We start from the raw sequence: 19878 nt of genomic DNA, 5'->3' as shown, positions 1-19878 counted from the left end.
CCCCTCAGCCCTGGCCGAGCACCTGGAAGGGGGCGGTGTCGTGGTGGTTCGCCATGTAGGCGATCCGTCCGTCCACGATCTCGAAGTAGTTCATCACATCGGCCTCGATGGCCTGGCCGGAGGCGCTGACGGCGCTGAGGCGGGAGACGGCCGCGGCCTTGGTCCCGTCGACCAGGAAGTGCACGGGCTCGTTGCGGAAGACCCGGTACATGGTCCCCATGCCCTTCATCATCGAGCGCAGGGTCTCCAGGCCCTCGATGTGTCCGGCGAGCTGTTCGTCCATGACCTGGTCCTCGGCGAACAGGCCGCACCAGCGGTCCCAGTCCCCGGCGTTGGCGTACTCGTAGTACTTGGTCAGGATCTCTCGGGCGTCCATCACGTCTCTCATCCCCCTATCGGTCCCTGCGGGTGCCGTCCGCCGCGAACGGTGCCCAGAACTGGCTGAAGTGGGCGGCCGTGTCGCCGAAGAGCCCGTCGCGGCCCTCGAAGATCCGGCCGTCGCGCCACTTCACGAAGTGGAAGACCGGGTAGTCCATCCGCTCGTACGGCGAGGTGCCCGCCGGGTCCGCGCCCTCGCGGAGGGCGGAGTTGCGGCACACGTCGGCGCTGCAGTCCTCCCCGACGAGGACCGCCTCCAGCTCCATCCGGAAGGTGCCGCCCGTGAGTTTGTGGGTCTGCCCCATCAGTTCCAGGAAGGCGTCGAGGCCCTCGTACCAGCCGGCGAGCGGGTGGTTGCCCGGCACCAGCCAGCGCAGGTCCTCGGCGTAGTACTCCAGGATCCGCGCGCGGTCGCCGGAGCCCAGCGCCCGGTAGGCGGCCTCGACCCGCTCGCGTGTCACTCCGGTCATCGCCGCCGCCTTCTCAGAGCGAGCCCGAACCGGGCATCGCTGCCAGTTCGTTGACGGTGTACTGCTTGATCAGCGGCCCGTCCTCGCCCGCGACGACCGTCCAGGTCTGGTCGGCGTCGAAGCCCAGCCACTGGCTGCGGGCGGCCGGCGGGTCCCAGATCTTGGCCTGCCAGTTGACGAGGACCCGGACGATCGCCCGGTCGCCCTCGATGACCGGCTCCACCTTGGTGACCGTGTGCACCTCGTCGAAGAACCGGTGGGTGACGGCGTCGTACCAGCGGCCGAAGCCCTGGTGTCCGAGGAAGGTGTCCTCGGGGACCTTGAACTCCAGGTCCTCGGTGATCAGGGCGAGGACCTGCTCCAGCGGGAGGTGCCGGTCCAGGGCCACGTACCAGTTCTCGGCGAAGGCGCGGATCGCGTCCTCGGTCAGCCGCTCGGCGGGCATGCGGTCTCCTCCTGTCCGTCGGTGGGAAGCGTGGTGCGCCCCGGCGGTGCCGGGTGCGGGAGCTGCTCAGATCTGGACGTCGACCAGGTACGGGCCGGGGTGGGCGAGCATCCGGGCGACGGCGGCCGCGGCCTCGTCGGGCTTCTCCACCCGGGTCCCCCCGGCGCCCAGCGCGCGGGCCAGCCCGGCGAAGTCGATCTCCGGGTGGGACAGGTCGAAGGAGCCCGGGAACGGGTGCTCCGCGATGTCCCGCTCCCGCCAGTACTGGGCGATGTTGTCGTCGAGCAGCCGGTACTTGCGGTTGTTGCAGACCACGAACTTGGCGGCGATGCCGTGCCGGACCGCCGTCCACAGCGCCTGGTAGGTGTACATGGACCCGCCGTCGCCCGCGAAGCCGACGACGAGCCGGTCCGGGTGGGCCAGCTTGGCGCCGACCGCCCCCGGGAAGCCGACGCCCAGCGAACCGCCCCGGGTGAGGTGGTAGTCGCCGGGCCGCTCGGGCGGCAGGTACCGGGTGACCATCGGGGAGGTGGTGAGCGCCTCGTCGAAGACGATCAGGTCCCCGCCGGTGCGCTCGGCGAGCGTCCGCAGGAAGACGGCCATCGGCGTGTCGTCGTCCGGCCGCTCCAGCGCGGCCCGGGCCCGCTCGCGGGTCCGTACGTCCAGCCGCGCGGCCGCGGCCGCCCGCCGGGACGGGGTCAGCCGCTGTTCCAGTACGCCGGCCAGCGCGCGCAGCGCGTACCGCGGGTCGGCGGCGAGGCCGAGGTCGACCGGGTGGTTCTTCGCGATCTCGTAGGCGTTGAGGTCGATGTGCACGACCCTGGCGTCCGGCCGGAAGGGGTTCTCCAGCTCGGGGAACACCTCGGGGAAGACGTAGGTGCCGACGATCAGCACCCCGTCCGCGCCCGCGACCAGCTCCTTGCTGTGCGGGCCGAACATGTGGCCCGTCTGGCCCCGGCGCAGCGGGTGCGAGGCGGCGATGTTCACCTCGGAGGAGTCGACCTCGTAGACGTCGGCGCCCAGCAGCTCGGCGACGGCGGCGAGTTCGGCCTGCGCCCCGGAGAGCGCGACCCCGTCCCCGACGAGGACCACCGGGCGTTCGGCTCCGGCGAGCAGTTCCGCCGCCCGTGCGACCGAGGCCGGCGAGGGCGCCACGTCGGTGAGCGGCACGGTGGCGGGCAGGACGGGCTCGGAGTTGGGCTCGTCCAGCACGTCCATGGGCAGGGCCACGAACACCGGGCCGCGCGGCGAGGTCAGCGCGATCTTGACGGCCCGGCGGACGGTGCGGAGCACGGACCGGGGGTCGGTGACCCGGGTCGCGTATTTGGTGACGGGTTTGGCCATGGCGACCAGGTCGCAGGCCATCTGCGCGTCCATGGCGTCGTAGCGGACCCCGGCGTCGCCGGCGACCACCACGAGCGGGGTGTGGCCGCGCAGCGACTGGTAGAGCATGCCGATGCCGTTGCCCAGCCCCACGCCGGAGTGCAGCTGGAGCAGGGCCGCGCCGCCGGTGGCGCGGGCGTAGCCGTCGGCGATGCCCGCGGCCACGGTCTCCTGGAGGGCGAGGACGTACCGGAAGTCCGCCGCCGCGTCCACCGCGTCGAGGAATCCCTGTTCCACCGTTCCCGGATTTCCGAACATCACGTTCAGACCGTCGGCCTTGAACTGTTCGATCAGCCTTTCCCGTCCGGGAGTGGCTTCGGTATTCATCGGACTCCCCCCTTTTCGCCTACCACCCGTAGCGGGTGAGACCGTCCTCCAGGACTTCCACGATCTTCTGCCCCGTGAGATAAGAGTCGGGGGTCGAGCGGCCGGTGACGAAGGGGTAGTCGACGACCACCGAGAGCGGCTTTCCGAAATTCCCGTGATAGGCGCCGCGCGGGCCGGTCGCATCGCGCAGGATGTACTCCAGCGGATACGGGGGCGGGCCCATGTTGAAGTCGGTGCCGAGGAATCCGGTGCCGTCCTTGTAGTCGTACTCCTTGCAGTGGCCGGTGACGTGCTTGCCCCAGATGATGCTCTTGCGGTCGTCCCAGTCCCGGGCGAATGCCAGGCAGGCGACGCCGTAGCACTCGGCCGCGACGACCTTGCCGGCCTTCTTGAAGGCCAGGATCAGGGCGTGCACCCGCTCGTTGTTGGCGAGGTCGGCGATCGGACCGCTGCCGCCGACGATGAGGATGGCGTCGTATTCCGCGACGTCGGCGTCGATCCGGTCCAGGTCGCGGTGGTACTGCTCCAGCTTGCGCAGGTATCCCTCGTCGCTCGTGTACGGGCGCTCGGGCACCCACGCCTCGATGTCGAGCGGTGAGTCGAGCCGGTTCGACTGCTCGAACTCGCGGCCCAGCCGGGCGTTCTCCTCGGTGGTCACCGAGCGGCCCAGCGGCGGGTCGACGTAGTTCGCGTCGAGGCTCGGCGGAAGTGCGTGCGCGCGCTTTCCGGTCGGCGTGGCGAATACGGTCTCGTAACCCCGCTCGTCGAACGTGGCTATCGGTCCGATCAGCTCCTCGGACCAGTAGCCGTGTTCGGAGACAATGACCAGAATCTTTCGGCTCACAGATTCCTCCAGGCGCCGCCTGTTGTCGTTTGCGTCCCCCACACTGCGTGCGCCCGGGGCCCGCGTCAAAGGGCGCGAATGCGACTTCGTGAGGTAGCGGGCAAGGTGGCGGCACCACCTCACCTAGTCGGCCGCCGAGGTCAGGAAGTACCCGCCGGACTTCCTGACCTCGGCCGGATCGATGAACCGTTTCGAGATCCCCGATTTATGGTCTGGACGCGCCGTGATGGTCGGGCGCGACGGGGTGTACGAGTGCGCGAGGAGAGGGACGGGGACGATGACGATGGAGTTGTTGTGCACACACATCGACCAGATACGTCCGGTGAAGCCATCCGCCGAGGGGTGCGAGGAGTGCCTGCGGCTGGGCGACGTCTGGGTGCACCTGCGGATGTGCCTGAGCTGCGGTCACGTCGGATGCTGCGACTCGTCGAAGAACCGCCACGCCACCCGGCACCACAGGTCGACGGCCCATCCGATCGCGGCCTCGCACGAGCCCGGTGAGGACTGGGCCTGGTGCTACGCCGACCAGCTGATGCTGGACCCGGCGTGAGCGCGGCCCCGGAGGGCGCGGCCGCCCCCGCGACGACGACCGCGACGACCGCCGCCGCGGGTGCCGCCGCGCGCGCCGAGAGCCGCAAGCCGGTCATCCTGGCCGTGGACGACGACCCGCAGGTGCTGCGCGCCGTCCGGCGCGACCTGCGCAGCGCCTACGGCGACCGTTACCGGGTGCTCGGCGCCTCCTCGGCCGCGGACGCCCTGAAGATCCTGGACTCCCTCGACGAGCGCGGCCACGACCCCGCGCTGTTCCTCGTCGACCAGCGGATGCCCGACGTCACCGGGGTGGAGTTCCTGCTGGAGGCCGTCAGCCGCTTCCCGGACGCGCGCCGGGTCCTGCTCACCGCGTACGCGGAGACGGACGCGGCCATCACCGCCATCAACCGGGTCCGGCTGGACTACTACCTGCTCAAGCCCTGGGACCCGCCGCACGAGCGGCTCTTCCCGGTCCTGGACGACCTGCTCTCGGACTGGCTGGCCACCTACCGCCCCGCCTACGACGGGATCATCGTCGCGGGCCACCTGGTCTCCCCGGGCACCCACGCGGTCCGGGACTTCTTCACCCGCAACGGGCAGCCGTTCCGCTTCCTGAACGTGGAGCGGGACCCGGAGGCGCTCACGGTGATCGCCGCCGCGCAGGCGGACGCGGCGCTCCCGCTGGTCCGCTTCCCCGACGGGTCGGTGCTCGCCGCCCCCACCGACACCGAGCTCGCCCAGCGCCTCGGCCTGGCCACCACCGCCTCCCGCCCGCACTACGAGTGCGTCATCGTCGGCGCCGGGCCGGCCGGGCTCGCCGCCGGGGTGTACGCGGCCTCCGAGGGCCTGTCCACCCTGATGCTGGACTCCCGCGCCCCCGGCGGCCAGGCCGGCACCTCCAGCCTGATCGAGAACTACCTGGGCTTCCCCTCGGGCCTCTCCGGCGGGGACCTGACCCGCCGGGCCACCATCCAGGCCGCCCGGTTCGGCGCCGAGATCCTGCACCCCGTCGAGGTGGTCTCGCTGACCCGGGACGACCCGGCGAAGATCCTGACCCTGGCGGACGGTACGGAGATCAGCGCGGAGACGGTGCTGCTGGCGACCGGGGTCTCGTACAACCGGCTCGACGCCCCCGGCGCGGACCGCTTCGAGGGCGCCGGGCTCTACTACGGCGCGGCGACCACCGAGAGCTCGGCCTGCATCTCGCAGCACGTGTTCATCGTGGGCGGCGCCAACTCGGCCGGCCAGGCGGCGGTGCACTTCGCCAAGTACGCGGCCCGGGTGACGATCCTGGTGCGCGCCGCCTCCCTCGACGCGAGCATGTCCCGCTACCTGATCGACGAGATCGACCGCACCCCCAACATCGAGGTGAAGGTGCGCACCACGGTCACGGCCCTGCACGGCGGGGAGCACCTGGAGCGGATCACCCTGCACGACGCCGACACGGGAGCGGACCGGGAGGTCCCGGCGCGGTTCATGTTCACCTTCATCGGGGCCCGCCCGCACACGGACTGGCTGGCCGGGGTGGTGGAGCGCGACGAGTACGGCTTCGTCCTCACGGGCTCGGACCTGATCGCCAACGGCGGCGAACTCCCGGCGGAGTGGAGCCTGGAGCGCGCGCCCTACCCGCTGGAGACCAGCGTGCCCGGGGTGTTCGCGGCGGGCGACGTGCGCGCCCACTCGGTGAAGCGGGTCGCCTCGGGCGTGGGCGAGGGAGCGATGGCGGTCTCCCTGATCCACCGCTACCGCTCGATGGGCTGAGAGCGAACGGGGCCGGAGCGGGCGGCCGGACCCTTGCGATCACGAGGAGAGCGGATGCAACGTTGATTACATGATTACAGCCGAACAGAGCGAGAAGCTCCGCGCGTGGTTCGCCGAGCGCCTGCCGGTGGACGTCTACGAGTCACTCGTCTCGGTCACCGTCGACCGGGAGGAGATCACGGTCGTCGGCACGGTGCCGGCGTCCGAGTCGGTCAAGGAGTTCCGCGAGCGCACCCGCGAGCAGCGGATGGAGGTGGCCCGCGAGGCGGAGGAGCTCTACCGCCGCAAGGTCGCCTGGGGCGTGCGGTCGGGTGGGGAGACCGTCCTCTTCACCCACCTCGCCGTCCCGGTCATGACCCGGCTGCGCCAGTCCGAGCGCCAGGTCCTCGACACCCTGGTGGCCGGCGGCGTGGCGCGCAGCCGGGCGGACGCCCTGGCCTGGTGCGTCCGCCTCGTCGGCGACAACGCCGAGGACTGGCTCGGCGCGCTGCGGGACTCCCTCGACAAGGTGCGGCAGGTGCGCGCCCAGGGCCCGGACATCCAGAAGTCTGGGTCCGAGTGACGGAAAACCTGTCCGGGTACGCATGATCCCGGAAAGGTAGCCGGGACGACCTGACCCCAGGGAGAGGCACGCAACCCATGACGACCACCGTCGAGTACATCCGCTACCGGATCGCCTCGCAGGACCAGCAGGCGTTCGAGGACGCGTACGCCCGGGCCGCCGAGGCCCTGGCCGCGTCGCCCGAGTGCATCGACTACGAGCTGGCCCACAACACGGACGAACCCGACCGGTACATCCTCCGCATCCGCTGGACCTCGGTCGACGCCCACCTGAACGGCTTCCGCAAGGGCGAGCACTTCCCGGCGTTCTTCGCCGCGATCCGCCCCTACGTGACGAACATCGAGGAGATGCAGCACTACTCCGTCACCGGCGTGGCGGGTCCGGGGAAGGCCGCCGGACAGTCATGAGCACGACTCCCACGATCTACGAGTGGATGGGCGGGTCCGAGGCCCTGGAGAGGCTTACCGACGCCTTCTACGCCCATGCGCTGCGCGACGAGGTCCTCGCCCCGGTCTTCGCGGGCATGGACGCGGAGCACCCCCGGCACGTCGCGGTCTGGCTCGCGGAGGTCTTCGGCGGCCCGGCCGGGTACTCGGCGCACCACGGCGGCCACCGGCACATGGCCACCAAGCACCTGGGGCGCGGCATCACCGAGCGGCAGCGCCGCCGCTGGGTGGACCTGCTGCTGGACACGGCCGACGAGGTCGGCCTCCCCACGGATCCGGAGTTCCGGGCGGTGTTCGTCTACTACATCGAGTGGGGCACCCGGATGGCCCTGATCTACTCGGGCCCCAACCCGCCGCCGGTGGACGCGGCGGAGATCCCGGTCTGGTCCTGGGGCCAGACCCCGCCCTGGCAGCCGGAGGCCGCCAAGGCGGAGTGACACCCGCTCGGGGGCCGGTGCGGGCCGGCCCCCGACCGGACGGGACGCCGCCGTTTGCACGGAACCGTGACGTCCCGTCATGAGTCGGCAACAGTGCGCCGGGAGCGGGACTCCGGGGACGCGGGGCGGGGCATGACCGGGAGGTCGGCACCACCTCTCGACCCATGCCAAGCACACGGGGGCCCACCATGAGCACCGCCCGCAACAGATGGCAGACCTGCGTCCTCGGAGCGGCGGCCGTCGCCGCGCTCCTCACCTCCACCGCCTGCGACTCGGGCAAGGACGACGGCGAGAATCCCACCGCCTCCGCGTCCCCCTCCGCGCCGGCACCCGCCTCCCCCGGCACCGGCGCCACCCCGGGCACCAGCCCGTCGCCCTCCGCGAGCGGTTCCCCGGGCGGCAAGGCGAGCCCCTCGCCGAGCAGCTCCGCATCCCCCGCCAACGGCGGGAAGGAGGCCACCAGGGCCTGCAGCCACGACGACCTCTCGATCACGCCGTCGCTGTGGAAGATGGACTCCGGCCAGAACCTCCTGATCACGGCCGTCAACCTCAGCGACACGCCCTGCACCCTCTACCACTACCCGTACGTCGGCTTCGGCACGGTGGTCGAGGGCCCGCTCGCCCCGATGGGCTCCGCGCCGCGGGCGGTCGCCACCCTCCAGCCGAAGGAGAAGGCGTACGCGGGCGTGTACATGTTCCGCGGGGGCGAGCAGACGGTCGCCGTCACGGCGCTGTCCATGGGCTACCAGGACCGCGCGCTCGGCAGCAACAAGGACTCGGGGTGGCTCGAACAGGACCTGGTCCCCCGGACCGGCGGCCTGAACGCCGGGCGCGACGCCAAGGTGACGTACTGGAACAAGGACCTCCGCGCGGTCGAGGACCAGCTGTTCAGGCCGAAGGGCTGAGCCCCCTCAGGTCCGGGCGGACAGCACCACCGTCAGCGGGGGCGCCCCGTCGCGCTCCCGCTGCTCCCGCCAGAAGTCCGCCGCCCCCTCCAGGACCTCCGTCAGGGTGTCCCAGTCCTGCGGCCGCTCGGCCGCGTAGCCGCGCCACGAGGTCACCGCCAGCAGCCGTCCCGGGGCCTCCGGCAGCCAGGACAGGTCCGCCAGGACGTCGGCCAGCGCGTCCCAGTTCCCGCCGAACCACTCCGGCGCCCGAAGCGCCCGCGCGCAGCGCCGCATCAGCGCCGCCTTGCTCCGTACGCCGTCCAGGTCCAGCCGAACGACGCTCCAGCCGGCCTGCTCGGCGGCGGCCAGGGCGGGGGCGAGCGGCTGCGGGTCGAGGCTCATCGGAGAACCGCCTTGAAGGTCTCGTAGTGGTCGTCCGTGTAGTAGAACTCCCCGCCCCCGCCGGTCACGATCCGCCGGGCCCCGCGGTCGCGCTCGCCCGGCGTCTTCACCGTGTACTCGTGGTAGTAGCCGCGCTTCTGCTTCGGCAGCGCCTTCTCGAAGTTCCCGAAGACGGTCCCGTCCTGCCGGTACGGGTACGGCCCGCCCTTGTCGATCAGCGCGAGCACCTCGCGCGCCTGCGGCGGCAGCGCGTCGGCCCGTACGGTGGGCATCCCCTTCGCCCACGCGGGAGCGGGGGCGGCGGTGCTCGCGGCGGAGGACGGCCGCGCCGGGGCGGGCCCGCCACCGCAGCCCGCCAGGGCGGCGGTCAGCGCGGCACACAGGAACAGGGCCCCGAGCACGCGTGACAACGACCGGGACATGTTCCTGAGGATCATGCCCCGATCGTGCCAAATATCCGATTCGGTCGCGAATCGCCCGGCCGCGGCACCCGCCACGGCACCGGGCGTCCGCTCAGTCGTCCGGGTCGGCGCGCTCCAGCGCGGGCCGCAGACCCGGCTCGGACTCGGTCAGCAGGTAGTCCGCGACGGCCGTGTCCGTGACCAGGCTGGTCACCAGCCCGGAGCGGAGCACCGCGCCGATCGCCGACGCCTTGCGCAGCCCGCCCGCGATCGCCACGACCTCGGGGATCCGGCGCAGCCGGTCGGCCTCGACGGTGATGCAGCGCTCGCCCAGGTCCCTTCCGACCCGGCGGCCCTCCTTGTCGAAGAGGTGCGCGGACATCTCGGCCGCGACACCGAGGGAGGCGTAGTGCGCCCGCTCCTCGTCGGTCAGCATGTCGTGCACGGTCGAGATCCCCGGCTCCCAGGAGCCGATGGACACGGCCGCGACGGTGACCTTGTCGAAGTACTCGAAGGCCCGCGCGATCCCGGTCTGGCTGCGCAGCGCCGCCGCCGTCGCCGGATCCGGGAGCAGCATCGGGGCGTAGATGGGGTGCGCGTCCCCGCCGGAGACCTGGGCGGCCCTGCGCACGGCCTCCACGGAGCCGCGCTCGGCGGTCCCCGCGTCGTACACGCCGGTCAGCTGCACGACGGTGCACGGCGGCAGCCGGTGCAGGGAGGCGGCCATGTGAATGGTCGACCGGCCCCACGCCAGCCCGAGCACGTCGCCCTCGTTGACCAGCTCGCCGAGCAGGTCGGCCGCCACCGCGCCGAGGTTCTCCGGGTCCGGGGCGTCCTCGCTCGCGTCGGCGGGCGATTCCACCACGACGGCGTGCCGCAGCCCGTACCGGGCACGGAGCGCGTCGGAGCGCTCCGCGTCCAGTTCCGCCGGCACCCGGATCTCGATGCGTACGAGGTCGCGTTCGAGGGCGGTCTCCAGGACCCGGGCCACCTTGAAGCGGCTCACGCCGAACTCCTCGGCGATCTGGATCTTGGACTTGCCCTCCAGGTAGAAGCGGCGCGCCATGGCCGCCGCCTGCACCAGCTCCGCGGGTCCCATCCGCAGGGCTGACCGTCCCGCCGACATTGCAGACACCGCGCTCTCCTCACTGCTGTTCACACTGTCGTGTTCACACTCTCGACTCGCCGTTCATCCTGTCAGATCCAACGGCCATTGATCAGCCTGGACGGCTTCCGTTCACCGAGCCGTCCCCTGACACCCGCCTCAGTGGTCGCAGGCCCAGGGCGCCGCGGCGATCGCCGCGCCCGCCTGGTCACGCAGCGTACGGACCGCCGCGGCCGGGTCGACCGCCCCGTACACCGCGCTGCCCGCCACGAACACGTCGGCGCCGGCCTCCGCGACCCGCTCGATCGTCGTGGCCGAGACCCCGCCGTCGACCTGGAGCCAGAGGTCGAGGCCGTGCTTGGCGATCAGCTCCCGGGTCCGGCGGACCTTGGGGAGCATGATGTCGAGGAAGGCCTGACCGCCGAAGCCTGGCTCGACCGTCATGATCAGCACCATGTCGAGCTCGGGGAGGATGTCCTCGTACTGCTCGATCGGGGTGCCCGGCTTGAGGGCCATGGCCGCCCGGGCGCCCTTGGCCCGGATCTCCCGCGCGAGGCGCACGGGAGCGGCGGCGGCCTCGGCGTGGAAGGTGACCGATCCCGCACCCGCCTCCACGTACTGCGGCGCCCAGCGGTCCGGGTCCTCGATCATCAGGTGCAGGTCCAGCGGGATGTCCGTGGCCCGGCTGAGGGACTCCACGATCGGCACGCCGAGGGTCAGGTTCGGGACGAAGTGGTTGTCCATGACGTCGACGTGCAGCCAGTCGGCCCCCTCGACGGCCTTCGCCTCCTCGGCGAGACGGGCGAAGTCGGCGGACAGGATGCTGGGATTGATCTGAACGGCCATGCCCCCAAGCCTGCCATGCCCCCGGGCACTTCCGGCCACGGCCCCGGAACTCGGGGCCCTCACCGCCCCCTCGCTACGCCGTGCGCCGCAGCAGTGCCAGGTACATGGCGTCCGTGCCGTGCAGGTGCGGCCACAGCTGGACGTCCGGGCCGTCGCCCAGCGCCGGCACGCCCTCCATGAACGGGCGGGCGTCGACCAGTTCCGCCGCCACCGGCCGCGCCCCGGCGCCCCGTCCCTTGAGGACGTCCTCCACGACCACCCGGGTCTCCGCCAGGTGCGGGGAACAGGTCGCGTACCCCACGACACCGCCGACGCGCACCGCGGACAGGGCCTCCCGCAGCAGCGCCCGCTGGAGCGGCGCGAAGCCCTCCAGGTCCTCCGGGCGGCGCCGCCAGCGGGCCTCCGGACGGCGCCGCAGCGCCCCCAGGCCGGAGCAGGGCACGTCCATCAGAACCCGGTCGAAGGAGCCCGGCAGCCACGCCGGACGGGTGCCGTCGGCCGCGATGACCCGGTACGGGCCCGGGTTGCCGGCCAGCGCCCGCTCGACCAGGCGCGCCCGGTGCGGCTGCTTCTCCGAGGCCAGCAGGAACGCGCCCCGCTGCGCGGCCAGGGCCCCCAGCAGCGCCGCCTTGCCGCCCGGGCCCGCGCAGCCGTCCAGCCACCGCTCGTCGCGGCCCTCGACCGGTACCGCCGCCAGGGCCATGGCCACCAGCTGGCTGCCCTCGTCCTGCACACCGGCGCGCCCCTCGCGGACCGCCTCCAGCGCACCCGGCTCGCCGCCCTCGGCCATCCGGACGGCGTACGGGGACCAGCGCCCCGGCAGCGCCGACTCCTCGCCGACCGCCTCCAGCAGCTCCGCCGGCGTGGACCGGCCGGGCCGGGCCACCAGCGTCACCTCGGGCCGCTCGTTGTCGGCCTCCAGCAGGTCCTCGATCCCGGCGCGGCCGCCGCCCAGCGCGTCCCACAGGGCACTGACCACCCAGCGGGGGTGCGAGTGGCAGACCGCCAGGTGCTCCTCGGCGTCCTCCTCGTACGGCGGCGCGACCCGCTCCAGCCAGCCGTCGAGGTCGTGCGCGGCGATCCTGCGCAGCACGGCGTTGACGAACTTCGCCCGCCCGTCGCCGAGCACCACGCGGGCCAGCTCCACGCTCGCGGAGACCGCCGCGTGGGTGGGGATGCGGGTGCCGAGGAGCTGGTGCGCGCCGAGCGAGAGCACGTCCAGCACCGGCGGGTCCACCTCGCGCAGCGGCCGGTCCACGCAGGCGGAGATGATCGCGTCGTACGTGCCCTGCCGGCGCAGCGTCCCGTAGACCAGCTCGGTGGCCAGGGCCGCGTCGCGCGCCTGGAACTTCTCGTCCTGCCGGGCCTTCTTCAGCAGCGGGGGCAGGACGAGGTTCGCGTAGGCGTCGCGCTCGTCCACCGCCCGCAGCGCCTCGAAGGCCAGCATCCGGACCGGGTCCTTCTGCGGCCGGCGGTAGGGCTTGGCCGGCTTGCCGGTGCCCGACTTGGGGGCGGGACGACGACGGGGCTGTTCGCTCACGTGAAAGGTGCTCCGGATGTACGAGGTGCGGTGCGGTGCGGTGGTGGTGGGGCGGCCCGGGGACGCGGGACGGCCCGGGATCAGCCTACGTCGGCGGCGCCCAGGCGCTCGCCGGGAGCGATCCGCACCCCGCGGGCCCAGTCGGCGCCCTTCATCGGCTTCTTGCCCTGCGGCTGCACCCAGAGCAGCTCGACGGCGTGCGAGCCGGTGCCCACGTACACGTTGTTCTTGGCCGGGGCCAGGACGCCCGGCGCGAGGTCCGTGCGGTCGGGGACGAGCCCGACGGAGATCAGCTTCAGGCGCTCGCCGCGGAAGACCGTCCAGGCGCCCGGCGCCGGGGTGCAGCCGCGCACGACCCGGTCGGCGCGCAGCGCGGGGGCGTTCCAGTCGATCCGGGCGTCCTCGACGGTGATCTTCGGCGCGAGGGAGACCCCCTCGGCGGGCTGCGCCATGGCGCGCAGGCTGCCGTCCTCGATGCCGTCCATGGTCGCGGACAGCAGTCCGGAGCCGGCGAAGGCGAGGCGGGTCAGCAGGTCGCCGCTGGTGTCGGTGGGGCGGATCTCCTCGGTGAGGACCCCGAAGACCGGGCCGGTGTCCAGGCCCTCCTCGATGCGGAAGGTCGAGGCACCGGTGACCTGGTCCCCGGCCATGATCGAGTGCTGGACGGGGGCCGCGCCGCGCCAGGAGGGCAGCAGCGAGAAGTGCAGGTTGACCCATCCGTGGCGGGGGATGTCGAGCGCGCTCTTGGGGATCAGCGCCCCGTACGCGACCACCGGGCAGCAGTCCGGGGCGATCTCACGCAGCCGGGCCTGGAACTCCTCGTCACGCGGCCGGGCCGGCTTGAGGACCTCGATCCCGGCCTCCTCGGCGCGCTCGGCGACGGGGCTGGCCACCAGCCGGCGGCCGCGCCCCGCGGGTGCGTCGGGCCGGGTGACGACGGCGGCGACCTCGTGCCTCCCGGAGGCGATCAGGGCGTCCAGGGCGGGTACGGCGACCTCGGGGGTGCCTGCGAAGACCAGCTTCACTGGGGTCCTACCTCGTTGTCTCGGCTGTCAGCGGCGTCCAAGTCTATGGGACGTACACCCGAGGCCACCTGCGGTGTCGGGGGGCGTACGCACACACACGCGCCTCTCGCATATGCCGACACGCCCCCGATGCGTGACCTGGGCGCCCGGTGGCGCGTTGGTCAAAAGAGATTGACCGAAACGGGCCGCGATCAAGAACGGTGTCTGCGGCCCGATCCGCTCTCCAGCACCGGTTCGAGAGGCTTCTCCATGGCCGACCACGCCACCCATGACGCCCAAGCACGGGCCAGCCTGCACCTCCTGGTGCGGGACATCGAGCGGGTTCGCCGGCAGGTGGACGCACTGCGTACGCTCACGGCCCAGCTCGGCAACGTGTACCGACCGCGCCGCTCCGGGCCCTCAACGGGCTTCGTCGTCTACGGCAGGGCCCCCGCCCCCACCGTCCGGCTCGCCCAGGAGCTGAGGGACAGCGTCGAGACGCTGGTCACCGCCGCGGTGGACTTCGACCGCTCCCTCGGCTTCTCCTGGGACGCCGTCGGCTCGGCCCTCGGCGTCACCAAGCAAGCCGTGCACCGCCGCTACGGCGCACGCCGCGCGCAGGCCGCCGAGGCGGCGGAGCCGCTGGCCGAGGGCACCACGACCCGGACCCTGGGACCGCTCCCCACCATCCCGGCGGCCCGCTCGGTGCCCCCGCAGCCGGTCCGCGAGGAAGCCCAGGCCGCCGCCGCCCGCCCGTCGGCCTTCCCCGGCCCCCGCAACGGCTGACCCACCCCGGCCGCCGGGCCGCCGACCCCCGACGGCTCCAGGCCGCCGGCGGGGCCGGATCTTCCGGCCCCGCCGGCGCAGCGGCATCGGCGGACCGCTCAGCCGATGTCCGGCGGGTCGATCCGGATGCGGATCGGATCCCCCGCCGGCGCGCCCCGCGCCATCCGCGCGGCCTGCGCCGCCTTCAGCGCGGCGGCCAGCGCGGCCCCGCTCCCCGGCGGGACCCGCACCAGCGCCCGCTCCCCCGGCGACGACTCCCCCCGCCGCGCGGGCAGCGGCACCGGCCCCAGGACCTCCGCGTCCGCCGGGAGCTCCGCGGCTGCGAGGAAGGCCTCCACGACGTCCCCCCGGCCGGCCACCGCCGCCATCCGGGACACCGGCGGGAAGCCCAGCTGGGCCCGCTCCGCCAGTTCCCGCACCGCGTGGCCGACGGGGTCCCACCGCACCAGCGCCTGCACCGGCCGCAGCGTCGGCTCGGCGACCACCACCACCTGCCCGTCGGCCCGCACCAGCGAGGCGGCCGCGATCCAGCGGCGCAGGGCCTCCTCCCCCGCGCGCAGGTCGGGCCGGGTGAGCATCGCCCAGCCGTCCAGCAGCAGCGCCGCCGCGTACCCGGCGCCCGCCGCGACCGGTTCGGCACCCGGGGTGCACACCACCAGCGCGGGCCGGTCGGACACCTCGTCCAGCACGTGGTCGCGCCCGGAGGTCCGTACCGGTACGGCGGGGAAGGCCCGGCCCAGCTCCTCCGCGGTCCGCCGGGCGCCCACCACCTGGGCCCGCAGCCGGAACGAGCCGCACTCCTCGCAGTGCCACGCGCCCTCGGCCCGGCCGCACCAGCCGCAGTGCAGCTCCCGCTCGTCGGGGGCCTCCAGCGGACCGGCGCACGCCGTGCAGCGGGCGGGGGTGCGGCAGCGCTCGCACGCCAGCCGGGGCACGTACCCGCGCCGGGGCACCTGGACCAGCACGGGCCCGCTCTTCAGCCCCTCCCGCACGGTCTCCCAGGCCAGGCTCGGCAGCCGCGCCGCGCGGGCCGCCCCGTCGCGGGCCAGCAGTTCGTCGCCGACGGTGCGGATGCGGGGCGCGGCGGCCCGTACGGTCTCCCGGTCCGCGACGAGCGGCCGCGCCCACCCCGACTCCACCAGCTGGGCGGCCTCGACGGTGCAGCTGGTGCTCCCGGCCAGGAAGCCGCAGCCGTCGCTGACCGCGCGCAGTTCCAGTACCTCCCGCACGTGCGGGAAGGGGGCGTGGACGTCGGAGTGGCTGGAGTCGCCGTCGTCCCAGACGGCGACCAGCCCGAGGTCCCGCACGGGCGCGAACATCGCCGCCCGGGTGCCGACGACGGCACGGACGGAGCCCCGGTTCACGGCGAGCCACTGCCGGTAGCGCTTCTCGGGGCCGGACTCGGCGGTCAGCAGCGCGTGCCGCCCCTCGCCCAGCAGGGCGGTGAGGGCGGCGTCGACCCGGGCGGCGGTGCGCCCGTCGGGCACCACCGCGAGGGCTCCGCGGCCGGAGGCGAGGGTGGCGGCCATGGCCCGGGCGAGCTCGTCCGCCCAGCCGGGACCGGGCAGCGCCGTCCACACCGCGCGGGGGGTGCCCCCGGTGGCCAGTGCCCGCAGGAAGGCCGGGCCGGCTCCGTAGCGCGTCCAGCCGCCGGGCTCCGGGGCGGGGGGCGGGGGCAGGGGGTCGGGCGAGGGCTTGGCCTCGGCGCGGGCGCTGCGCGGGGGCAGGGCCAGCTGGAGCACGTCGGCCAGGCTGCCGGCGTACCGGTCGGCCACGGCCCGGGCGAGGGCCAGCATGCGGGGGCCGAGGACCACCTCCGGCGAGACCACCTGGGCGAGGGCGGCCAGGGCGCCCTCGTAGTCGGATTCGGCGCGCCGTTCCACGATGAAGCCGTCGATGAGGCCGCCGCCCTCGCGGCGGCCGCCGTGCACCCGGTGGGCACCGGCCCCGAAGCGGACCCGGACGCGCACACCGGGCCGGGCCGCCTCGGACAGTTCGGCGGGGACGGCGTAGTCGAAGAGCCGGTCGAGGTGGAGCACGCCCTTGTTCACGAGGACACGGGCGACGGGCAGCTGCTCGGCCACGGCGGCGCCGCGCCAGGTGCGCGGCTTGGCCTTGGGCGCCTTGGCCTTCGCCTCGGCGACCATCTCCCGGATCAGGGCGAGCTGTTCCGGCTGGGAATCGTTCGCGCTGCTCACACAGGCATTCTTACCAAACGCCACTGACAGCGAACGGCCCCGGACCACGAGGGTCCGGGGCCGTTCGGGCCGTTCAGGGCCGGGTACTACAGGCCGGCGGCGGCGCGCAGGGCGTCGACGCGGTCGGTGCGCTCCCAGGTGAAGTCGGGGAGTTCGCGGCCGAAGTGGCCGTAGGCGGCGGTCTGGGCGTAGATCGGGCGCAGCAGGTCGAGGTCGCGGATGATCGCGGCCGGGCGGAGGTCGAAGACCTCGGCGATGGCGTCCTCGATCTTCTGGACGTCGACCTTGGCGGTGCCGAAGGTCTCGACGAAGAGGCCGACGGGCTCGGCCTTGCCGATCGCGTAGGCGACCTGGACCTCGCAGCGGGCGGCCAGGCCGGCGGCGACCACGTTCTTCGCGACCCAGCGCATCGCGTACGCGGCGGAGCGGTCGACCTTGGACGGGTCCTTGCCGGAGAAGGCGCCGCCGCCGTGGCGGGCCATGCCGCCGTACGTGTCGATGATGATCTTGCGGCCGGTCAGGCCCGCGTCACCCATCGGACCGCCGATCTCGAAGCGGCCGGTCGGGTTCACCAGGAGGCGGTAGCCCTCGGTGTCCAGCTTGATGCCGTCCTCGACGAGCTGCGCGAGCACGTGCTCGACGACGAACTCCCGGATGTCGGGTGCGAGGAGCGAGTCCAGGTCGATGTCCGCGGCGTGCTGCGAGGACACGACGACCGTGTCGAGGCGGACGGGCTTGTCGCCGTCGTACTCGATGGTGACCTGGGTCTTGCCGTCGGGACGCAGGTACGGGATCGTCCCGTTCTTGCGGACCTCGGAGAGGCGGCGCGAGAGGCGGTGCGCGATGTGGATCGGCAGCGGCATCAGCTCGGGCGTCTCGTCCGTCGCGTAGCCGAACATCAGGCCCTGGTCACCGGCGCCCTGCTTGTCGAGCTCGTCCTCGTCGCCCTCGACCCGGGACTCGTAGGCGGTGTCGACGCCCTGCGCGATGTCCGGGGACTGCGCGCCGATGGACACCGACACGCCGCAGGAGGCGCCGTCGAAGCCCTTCTTGGACGAGTCGTAGCCGATTTCGAGGATCTTGTCGCGGACGAGCTGGGCGATCGGCGCGTACGCCTTGGTCGTCACCTCGCCCGCGATGTGCACGAGACCAGTCGTGATGAGAGTCTCCACGGCCACACGCGAGGTCGGGTCCTCGGTGAGGAGCGCGTCGAGGATCGTGTCGCTGATCTGGTCAGCGATCTTGTCGGGGTGACCCTCGGTCACGGACTCGGAGGTGAACAGGCGACGGGACACAACGCTCCCTGGGGTTGCAGCGGCTGCTGGCTGATCATTTGGCGGAACCACACCGGGGGCTGCGCCCGGTCACGTTCCAAGTGCAGTTTATCGGTCGCCACCGTTCGCCGGACCACCCGTCTCGCCTTATGGGAGGCGTGTGACCTGCGGCACTCCATTCTGACGCACGGATCTTCCGGCGAAAAGGGAAACGCTCAGGCGCGTCGAAGATCACGTCGGGCCGCGAGGCGCGGGGCGACCTGGTCCCAGATGACGTCCGCCAGAAGTTCCTTCGGACCATGGGGCACAGGGGTTTCCGTGCCATCCGAAGCCAGGATGACCGCCTCGTTCTCCTCGGAACCAAAGGTCTTCGTTGCGCCGACCTCGTTGACCACGAGGAGGTCGCAGCCCTTGCGCCGGAGCTTGGCCCGGCCGTTGGCGAGGACGTCGTCCGTCTCCGCGGCGAAGCCGACCACGACCTGGCCCTCCAGGGCGCGCTCGGCGGAGATCTCGGCGAGGACGTCGGGGTTCCGTACGAGGGCCACGGGCTCGGGGTCCTGCCCGTCCTTCTTCTTGATCTTGCCGTCGGCGTACCGGGCGGGGCGGAAATCGGCCACGGCCGCGGCCATCACCACGGCATCGGCGTCCGCGGCGGCCTTGAGCACCGCCTCGCGCAGCTGGAGGGCCGTGCCCACCCGTACGACGTCCACCCCGGCCGGGTCGGGCAGCGCGGTGTTGGCCGCCACCAGGGTGACCCGGGCGCCGCGTGCGGCGGCGGTGCGGGCGAGGGCGTAGCCCTGCTTGCCGGAGGAGCGGTTGCCGAGGAAGCGCACCGGGTCCAGGGGCTCACGGGTGCCCCCGGCGCTGACGACCACGTGCCGCCCGGCGAGGTCGGGCCCGGCCGCACCCCGGGCCAGCACCCTGCGGCAGACCTCGAAGATCTCGTCCGGGTCGGGCAGCCGGCCCTTGCCGGTGTCCTTGCCGGTGAGCCGGCCGACGGCGGGCTCGATCACGACGGCGCCGCGGCGGCGCAGCGTGGCGACGTTCTCCTGGGTGGCGGGGTGCTCCCACATCTCGGTGTGCATCGCGGGTGCGAAGACCACCGGGCACCGGGCCGTGAGCAGGGTGTTCGTGAGGAGGTCGTCGGCCAGGCCGTGGGCGGCCTTGGCGAGCATGTCGGCGGTGGCCGGGGCGACGACGACCAGGTCCGCCGCCTGGCCGATGCGCACGTGGGGCACCTCGTGGACGGTCTCCCAGACCTCCGTGGAGGCCGGGTTGCCGGAGAGCGCGGCCCAGGTGGCCTCGCCGACGAAGTTCAGGGAGGCCGCGGTGGGCACCACCCGTACGTGATGCCCGGACTCGGTCAGCCGTCGCAGCAGCTCACAGGCCTTGTAGGCGGCGATCCCGCCGCTCACGCCCAGCACGACCCTCGGCTTGTCCACTGCTCGCTCCCCATTCGCCATTCGCGTACGACCCTATGACACACCACAGGCCCGGCAGATGTTCTGCCGGGCCTGTGGTGAAGGATTTCACGCCGCCTTACTGGGCCGGGGCCTCGATGGCCTCGGAGGTCAGCAGACCCGCGTTGATCTCGCGCAGCGCGATCGAAAGCGGCTTCTCGTGGACGTGGGTGTCCACCAGCGGGCCGACGTACTCGAGCAGGCCCTCACCGAGCTGCGAATAGTACGCGTTGATCTGACGCGCGCGCTTGGCCGCGTAGATCACGAGGCTGTACTTCGAGTCCGTGGCCTCGAGCAGCTCGTCGATCGGCGGGTTGATGATGCCCTCGGGCGCGGTGATGGAAGAGGACACGCTCTACCTTCCGAAGATGGGTGAAGATCGAAACGAAAA

Annotated in this window: 22 protein-coding genes; 7 read left to right on the top strand and 15 right to left on the bottom strand. The window is 73.0% G+C overall.

Going from position 1 to position 19878, the window contains the following annotated elements:
• Positions 1-4: 4 nt before the first annotated feature.
• The 5 genes from AC069X_RS24205 to AC069X_RS24185 form a co-directional block, all read right to left on the bottom strand.
• Positions 5-376: a nuclear transport factor 2 family protein gene (locus tag AC069X_RS24205; RefSeq protein ID WP_478731307.1), complete on the bottom strand. Its 372-nt coding sequence runs from the start codon at positions 374-376 to the stop codon at positions 5-7.
• 16 nt (positions 377-392) lie between these two features.
• Positions 393-848, bottom strand: a complete 456-nt coding sequence (locus AC069X_RS24200) for a nuclear transport factor 2 family protein (RefSeq protein WP_478731305.1) — start codon at positions 846-848, stop codon at positions 393-395.
• A gap of 13 nt (positions 849-861) precedes the next feature.
• A complete protein-coding gene (locus AC069X_RS24195; protein ID WP_478731303.1) occupies positions 862-1293 on the bottom strand; it encodes a nuclear transport factor 2 family protein in 432 nt (143 codons plus the stop codon).
• A gap of 66 nt (positions 1294-1359) precedes the next feature.
• Positions 1360-3003: a thiamine pyrophosphate-binding protein gene (locus AC069X_RS24190; RefSeq protein ID WP_478731301.1), complete on the bottom strand. Its 1644-nt coding sequence runs from the start codon at positions 3001-3003 to the stop codon at positions 1360-1362.
• 19 nt (positions 3004-3022) lie between these two features.
• Complete coding sequence (locus AC069X_RS24185) at positions 3023-3847, bottom strand: type 1 glutamine amidotransferase domain-containing protein (RefSeq protein WP_478731299.1); 825 nt, start codon at positions 3845-3847, stop codon at positions 3023-3025.
• 283 nt (positions 3848-4130) lie between these two features.
• Here AC069X_RS24185 and AC069X_RS24180 point away from each other — a divergent pair, with 283 nt between their 5' ends.
• The 6 genes from AC069X_RS24180 to AC069X_RS24155 all read left to right on the top strand — a co-directional run bounded on the left by AC069X_RS24180 (position 4131) and on the right by AC069X_RS24155 (position 8489).
• Positions 4131-4397, top strand: coding sequence for a UBP-type zinc finger domain-containing protein (locus AC069X_RS24180; RefSeq protein WP_478731431.1), 267 nt, complete (start codon positions 4131-4133; stop codon positions 4395-4397).
• A gap of 98 nt (positions 4398-4495) precedes the next feature.
• Positions 4496-6139, top strand: a complete 1644-nt coding sequence (locus tag AC069X_RS24175) for an FAD-dependent oxidoreductase (RefSeq protein ID WP_478731429.1) — start codon at positions 4496-4498, stop codon at positions 6137-6139.
• Between the two features lie 70 nt (positions 6140-6209).
• Positions 6210-6701: a hypothetical protein gene (locus AC069X_RS24170; protein ID WP_478731297.1), complete on the top strand. Its 492-nt coding sequence runs from the start codon at positions 6210-6212 to the stop codon at positions 6699-6701.
• Positions 6702-6778: 77 nt separating this feature from the next.
• Positions 6779-7108 carry a putative quinol monooxygenase gene (locus tag AC069X_RS24165; protein ID WP_478731295.1) on the top strand — a complete coding sequence of 110 codons (330 nt, stop codon included), beginning with the start codon at positions 6779-6781 and terminating at the stop codon, positions 7106-7108.
• Complete coding sequence (locus tag AC069X_RS24160) at positions 7105-7584, top strand: group II truncated hemoglobin (RefSeq protein WP_478731293.1); 480 nt, start codon at positions 7105-7107, stop codon at positions 7582-7584. Before AC069X_RS24165 ends, AC069X_RS24160 begins: the two co-directional genes overlap by 4 nt.
• 188 nt (positions 7585-7772) lie before the next feature.
• Positions 7773-8489, top strand: coding sequence for a DUF4232 domain-containing protein (locus tag AC069X_RS24155; RefSeq protein WP_478731291.1), 717 nt, complete (start codon positions 7773-7775; stop codon positions 8487-8489).
• Positions 8490-8495: 6 nt separating this feature from the next.
• Here AC069X_RS24155 and AC069X_RS24150 read toward each other — a convergent pair whose 3' ends face one another.
• From AC069X_RS24150 to fmt, 6 genes are all read right to left on the bottom strand, one after another.
• Entirely contained in the window at positions 8496-8873 is a 378-nt protein-coding gene (locus AC069X_RS24150) for a barstar family protein (RefSeq protein ID WP_478731289.1), read from the bottom strand.
• A complete protein-coding gene (locus tag AC069X_RS24145) occupies positions 8870-9310 on the bottom strand; it encodes a guanyl-specific ribonuclease (protein ID WP_478731287.1) in 441 nt (146 codons plus the stop codon). The genes AC069X_RS24150 and AC069X_RS24145 overlap by 4 nt, the downstream gene beginning before the upstream one ends.
• Before the next feature lie 76 nt (positions 9311-9386).
• Entirely contained in the window at positions 9387-10400 is a 1014-nt protein-coding gene (locus tag AC069X_RS24140; RefSeq protein WP_478731427.1) for a sugar-binding transcriptional regulator, read from the bottom strand.
• A 138-nt stretch (positions 10401-10538) separates the two neighbouring features.
• Positions 10539-11225 carry a ribulose-phosphate 3-epimerase gene (gene rpe, locus AC069X_RS24135; RefSeq protein ID WP_478731285.1) on the bottom strand — a complete coding sequence of 229 codons (687 nt, stop codon included), beginning with the start codon at positions 11223-11225 and terminating at the stop codon, positions 10539-10541.
• Positions 11226-11298: 73 nt separating this feature from the next.
• A complete protein-coding gene (locus tag AC069X_RS24130) occupies positions 11299-12765 on the bottom strand; it encodes an RsmB/NOP family class I SAM-dependent RNA methyltransferase (protein ID WP_478731283.1) in 1467 nt (488 codons plus the stop codon).
• 80 nt (positions 12766-12845) lie between these two features.
• Complete coding sequence (fmt, locus tag AC069X_RS24125; RefSeq protein ID WP_478731281.1) at positions 12846-13790, bottom strand: methionyl-tRNA formyltransferase; 945 nt, start codon at positions 13788-13790, stop codon at positions 12846-12848.
• A 249-nt stretch (positions 13791-14039) separates the two neighbouring features.
• Here fmt and AC069X_RS24120 point away from each other — a divergent pair, with 249 nt between their 5' ends.
• Complete coding sequence (locus AC069X_RS24120; RefSeq protein ID WP_401248739.1) at positions 14040-14555, top strand: hypothetical protein; 516 nt, start codon at positions 14040-14042, stop codon at positions 14553-14555.
• Between the two features lie 98 nt (positions 14556-14653).
• Here AC069X_RS24120 and AC069X_RS24115 read toward each other — a convergent pair whose 3' ends face one another.
• From AC069X_RS24115 to rpoZ, 4 genes are all read right to left on the bottom strand, one after another.
• A complete protein-coding gene (locus AC069X_RS24115) occupies positions 14654-16753 on the bottom strand; it encodes a primosomal protein N' (RefSeq protein WP_478731279.1) in 2100 nt (699 codons plus the stop codon).
• A gap of 86 nt (positions 16754-16839) precedes the next feature.
• Positions 16840-18048 carry a methionine adenosyltransferase gene (gene metK / locus AC069X_RS24110; protein ID WP_125817760.1) on the bottom strand — a complete coding sequence of 403 codons (1209 nt, stop codon included), beginning with the start codon at positions 18046-18048 and terminating at the stop codon, positions 16840-16842.
• Between the two features lie 194 nt (positions 18049-18242).
• Positions 18243-19469, bottom strand: coding sequence for a bifunctional phosphopantothenoylcysteine decarboxylase/phosphopantothenate--cysteine ligase CoaBC (gene coaBC, locus AC069X_RS24105; protein WP_478731277.1), 1227 nt, complete (start codon positions 19467-19469; stop codon positions 18243-18245).
• Between the two features lie 97 nt (positions 19470-19566).
• Positions 19567-19839 (bottom strand): DNA-directed RNA polymerase subunit omega, encoded by a 273-nt coding sequence (rpoZ, locus tag AC069X_RS24100; protein WP_004948662.1) that lies wholly within the window; start codon positions 19837-19839, stop codon positions 19567-19569.
• Between the last annotated feature and the right edge of the window lie 39 nt (positions 19840-19878).

It is taken from the genome of Streptomyces sp. NPDC043896, assembly GCF_056435605.1.
The sequence above is the reverse complement of the archived record's forward strand: the minus strand, read 5'-3'. Positions and strand labels throughout refer to the sequence as shown.

Coding starts and splice junctions, on each gene's coding strand:
- AC069X_RS24180 (WP_478731431.1), top strand. CDS start 4,131: ATGGAGTTGTTGTGCACACACATCGACCAGATACGTCCGGTGAAGCCA.
- AC069X_RS24140 (WP_478731427.1), bottom strand. CDS start 10,400: ATGTCGGCGGGACGGTCAGCCCTGCGGATGGGACCCGCGGAGCTGGTG.
- AC069X_RS24170 (WP_478731297.1), top strand. CDS start 6,210: ATGATTACAGCCGAACAGAGCGAGAAGCTCCGCGCGTGGTTCGCCGAG.
- AC069X_RS24145 (WP_478731287.1), bottom strand. CDS start 9,310: ATGATCCTCAGGAACATGTCCCGGTCGTTGTCACGCGTGCTCGGGGCC.
- rpe (WP_478731285.1), bottom strand. CDS start 11,225: ATGGCCGTTCAGATCAATCCCAGCATCCTGTCCGCCGACTTCGCCCGT.
- AC069X_RS24160 (WP_478731293.1), top strand. CDS start 7,105: ATGAGCACGACTCCCACGATCTACGAGTGGATGGGCGGGTCCGAGGCC.
- AC069X_RS24195 (WP_478731303.1), bottom strand. CDS start 1,293: ATGCCCGCCGAGCGGCTGACCGAGGACGCGATCCGCGCCTTCGCCGAG.
- AC069X_RS24190 (WP_478731301.1), bottom strand. CDS start 3,003: ATGAATACCGAAGCCACTCCCGGACGGGAAAGGCTGATCGAACAGTTC.
- AC069X_RS24120 (WP_401248739.1), top strand. CDS start 14,040: ATGGCCGACCACGCCACCCATGACGCCCAAGCACGGGCCAGCCTGCAC.
- AC069X_RS24150 (WP_478731289.1), bottom strand. CDS start 8,873: ATGAGCCTCGACCCGCAGCCGCTCGCCCCCGCCCTGGCCGCCGCCGAG.
- AC069X_RS24165 (WP_478731295.1), top strand. CDS start 6,779: ATGACGACCACCGTCGAGTACATCCGCTACCGGATCGCCTCGCAGGAC.
- AC069X_RS24155 (WP_478731291.1), top strand. CDS start 7,773: ATGAGCACCGCCCGCAACAGATGGCAGACCTGCGTCCTCGGAGCGGCG.
- AC069X_RS24200 (WP_478731305.1), bottom strand. CDS start 848: ATGACCGGAGTGACACGCGAGCGGGTCGAGGCCGCCTACCGGGCGCTG.
- AC069X_RS24205 (WP_478731307.1), bottom strand. CDS start 376: ATGGACGCCCGAGAGATCCTGACCAAGTACTACGAGTACGCCAACGCC.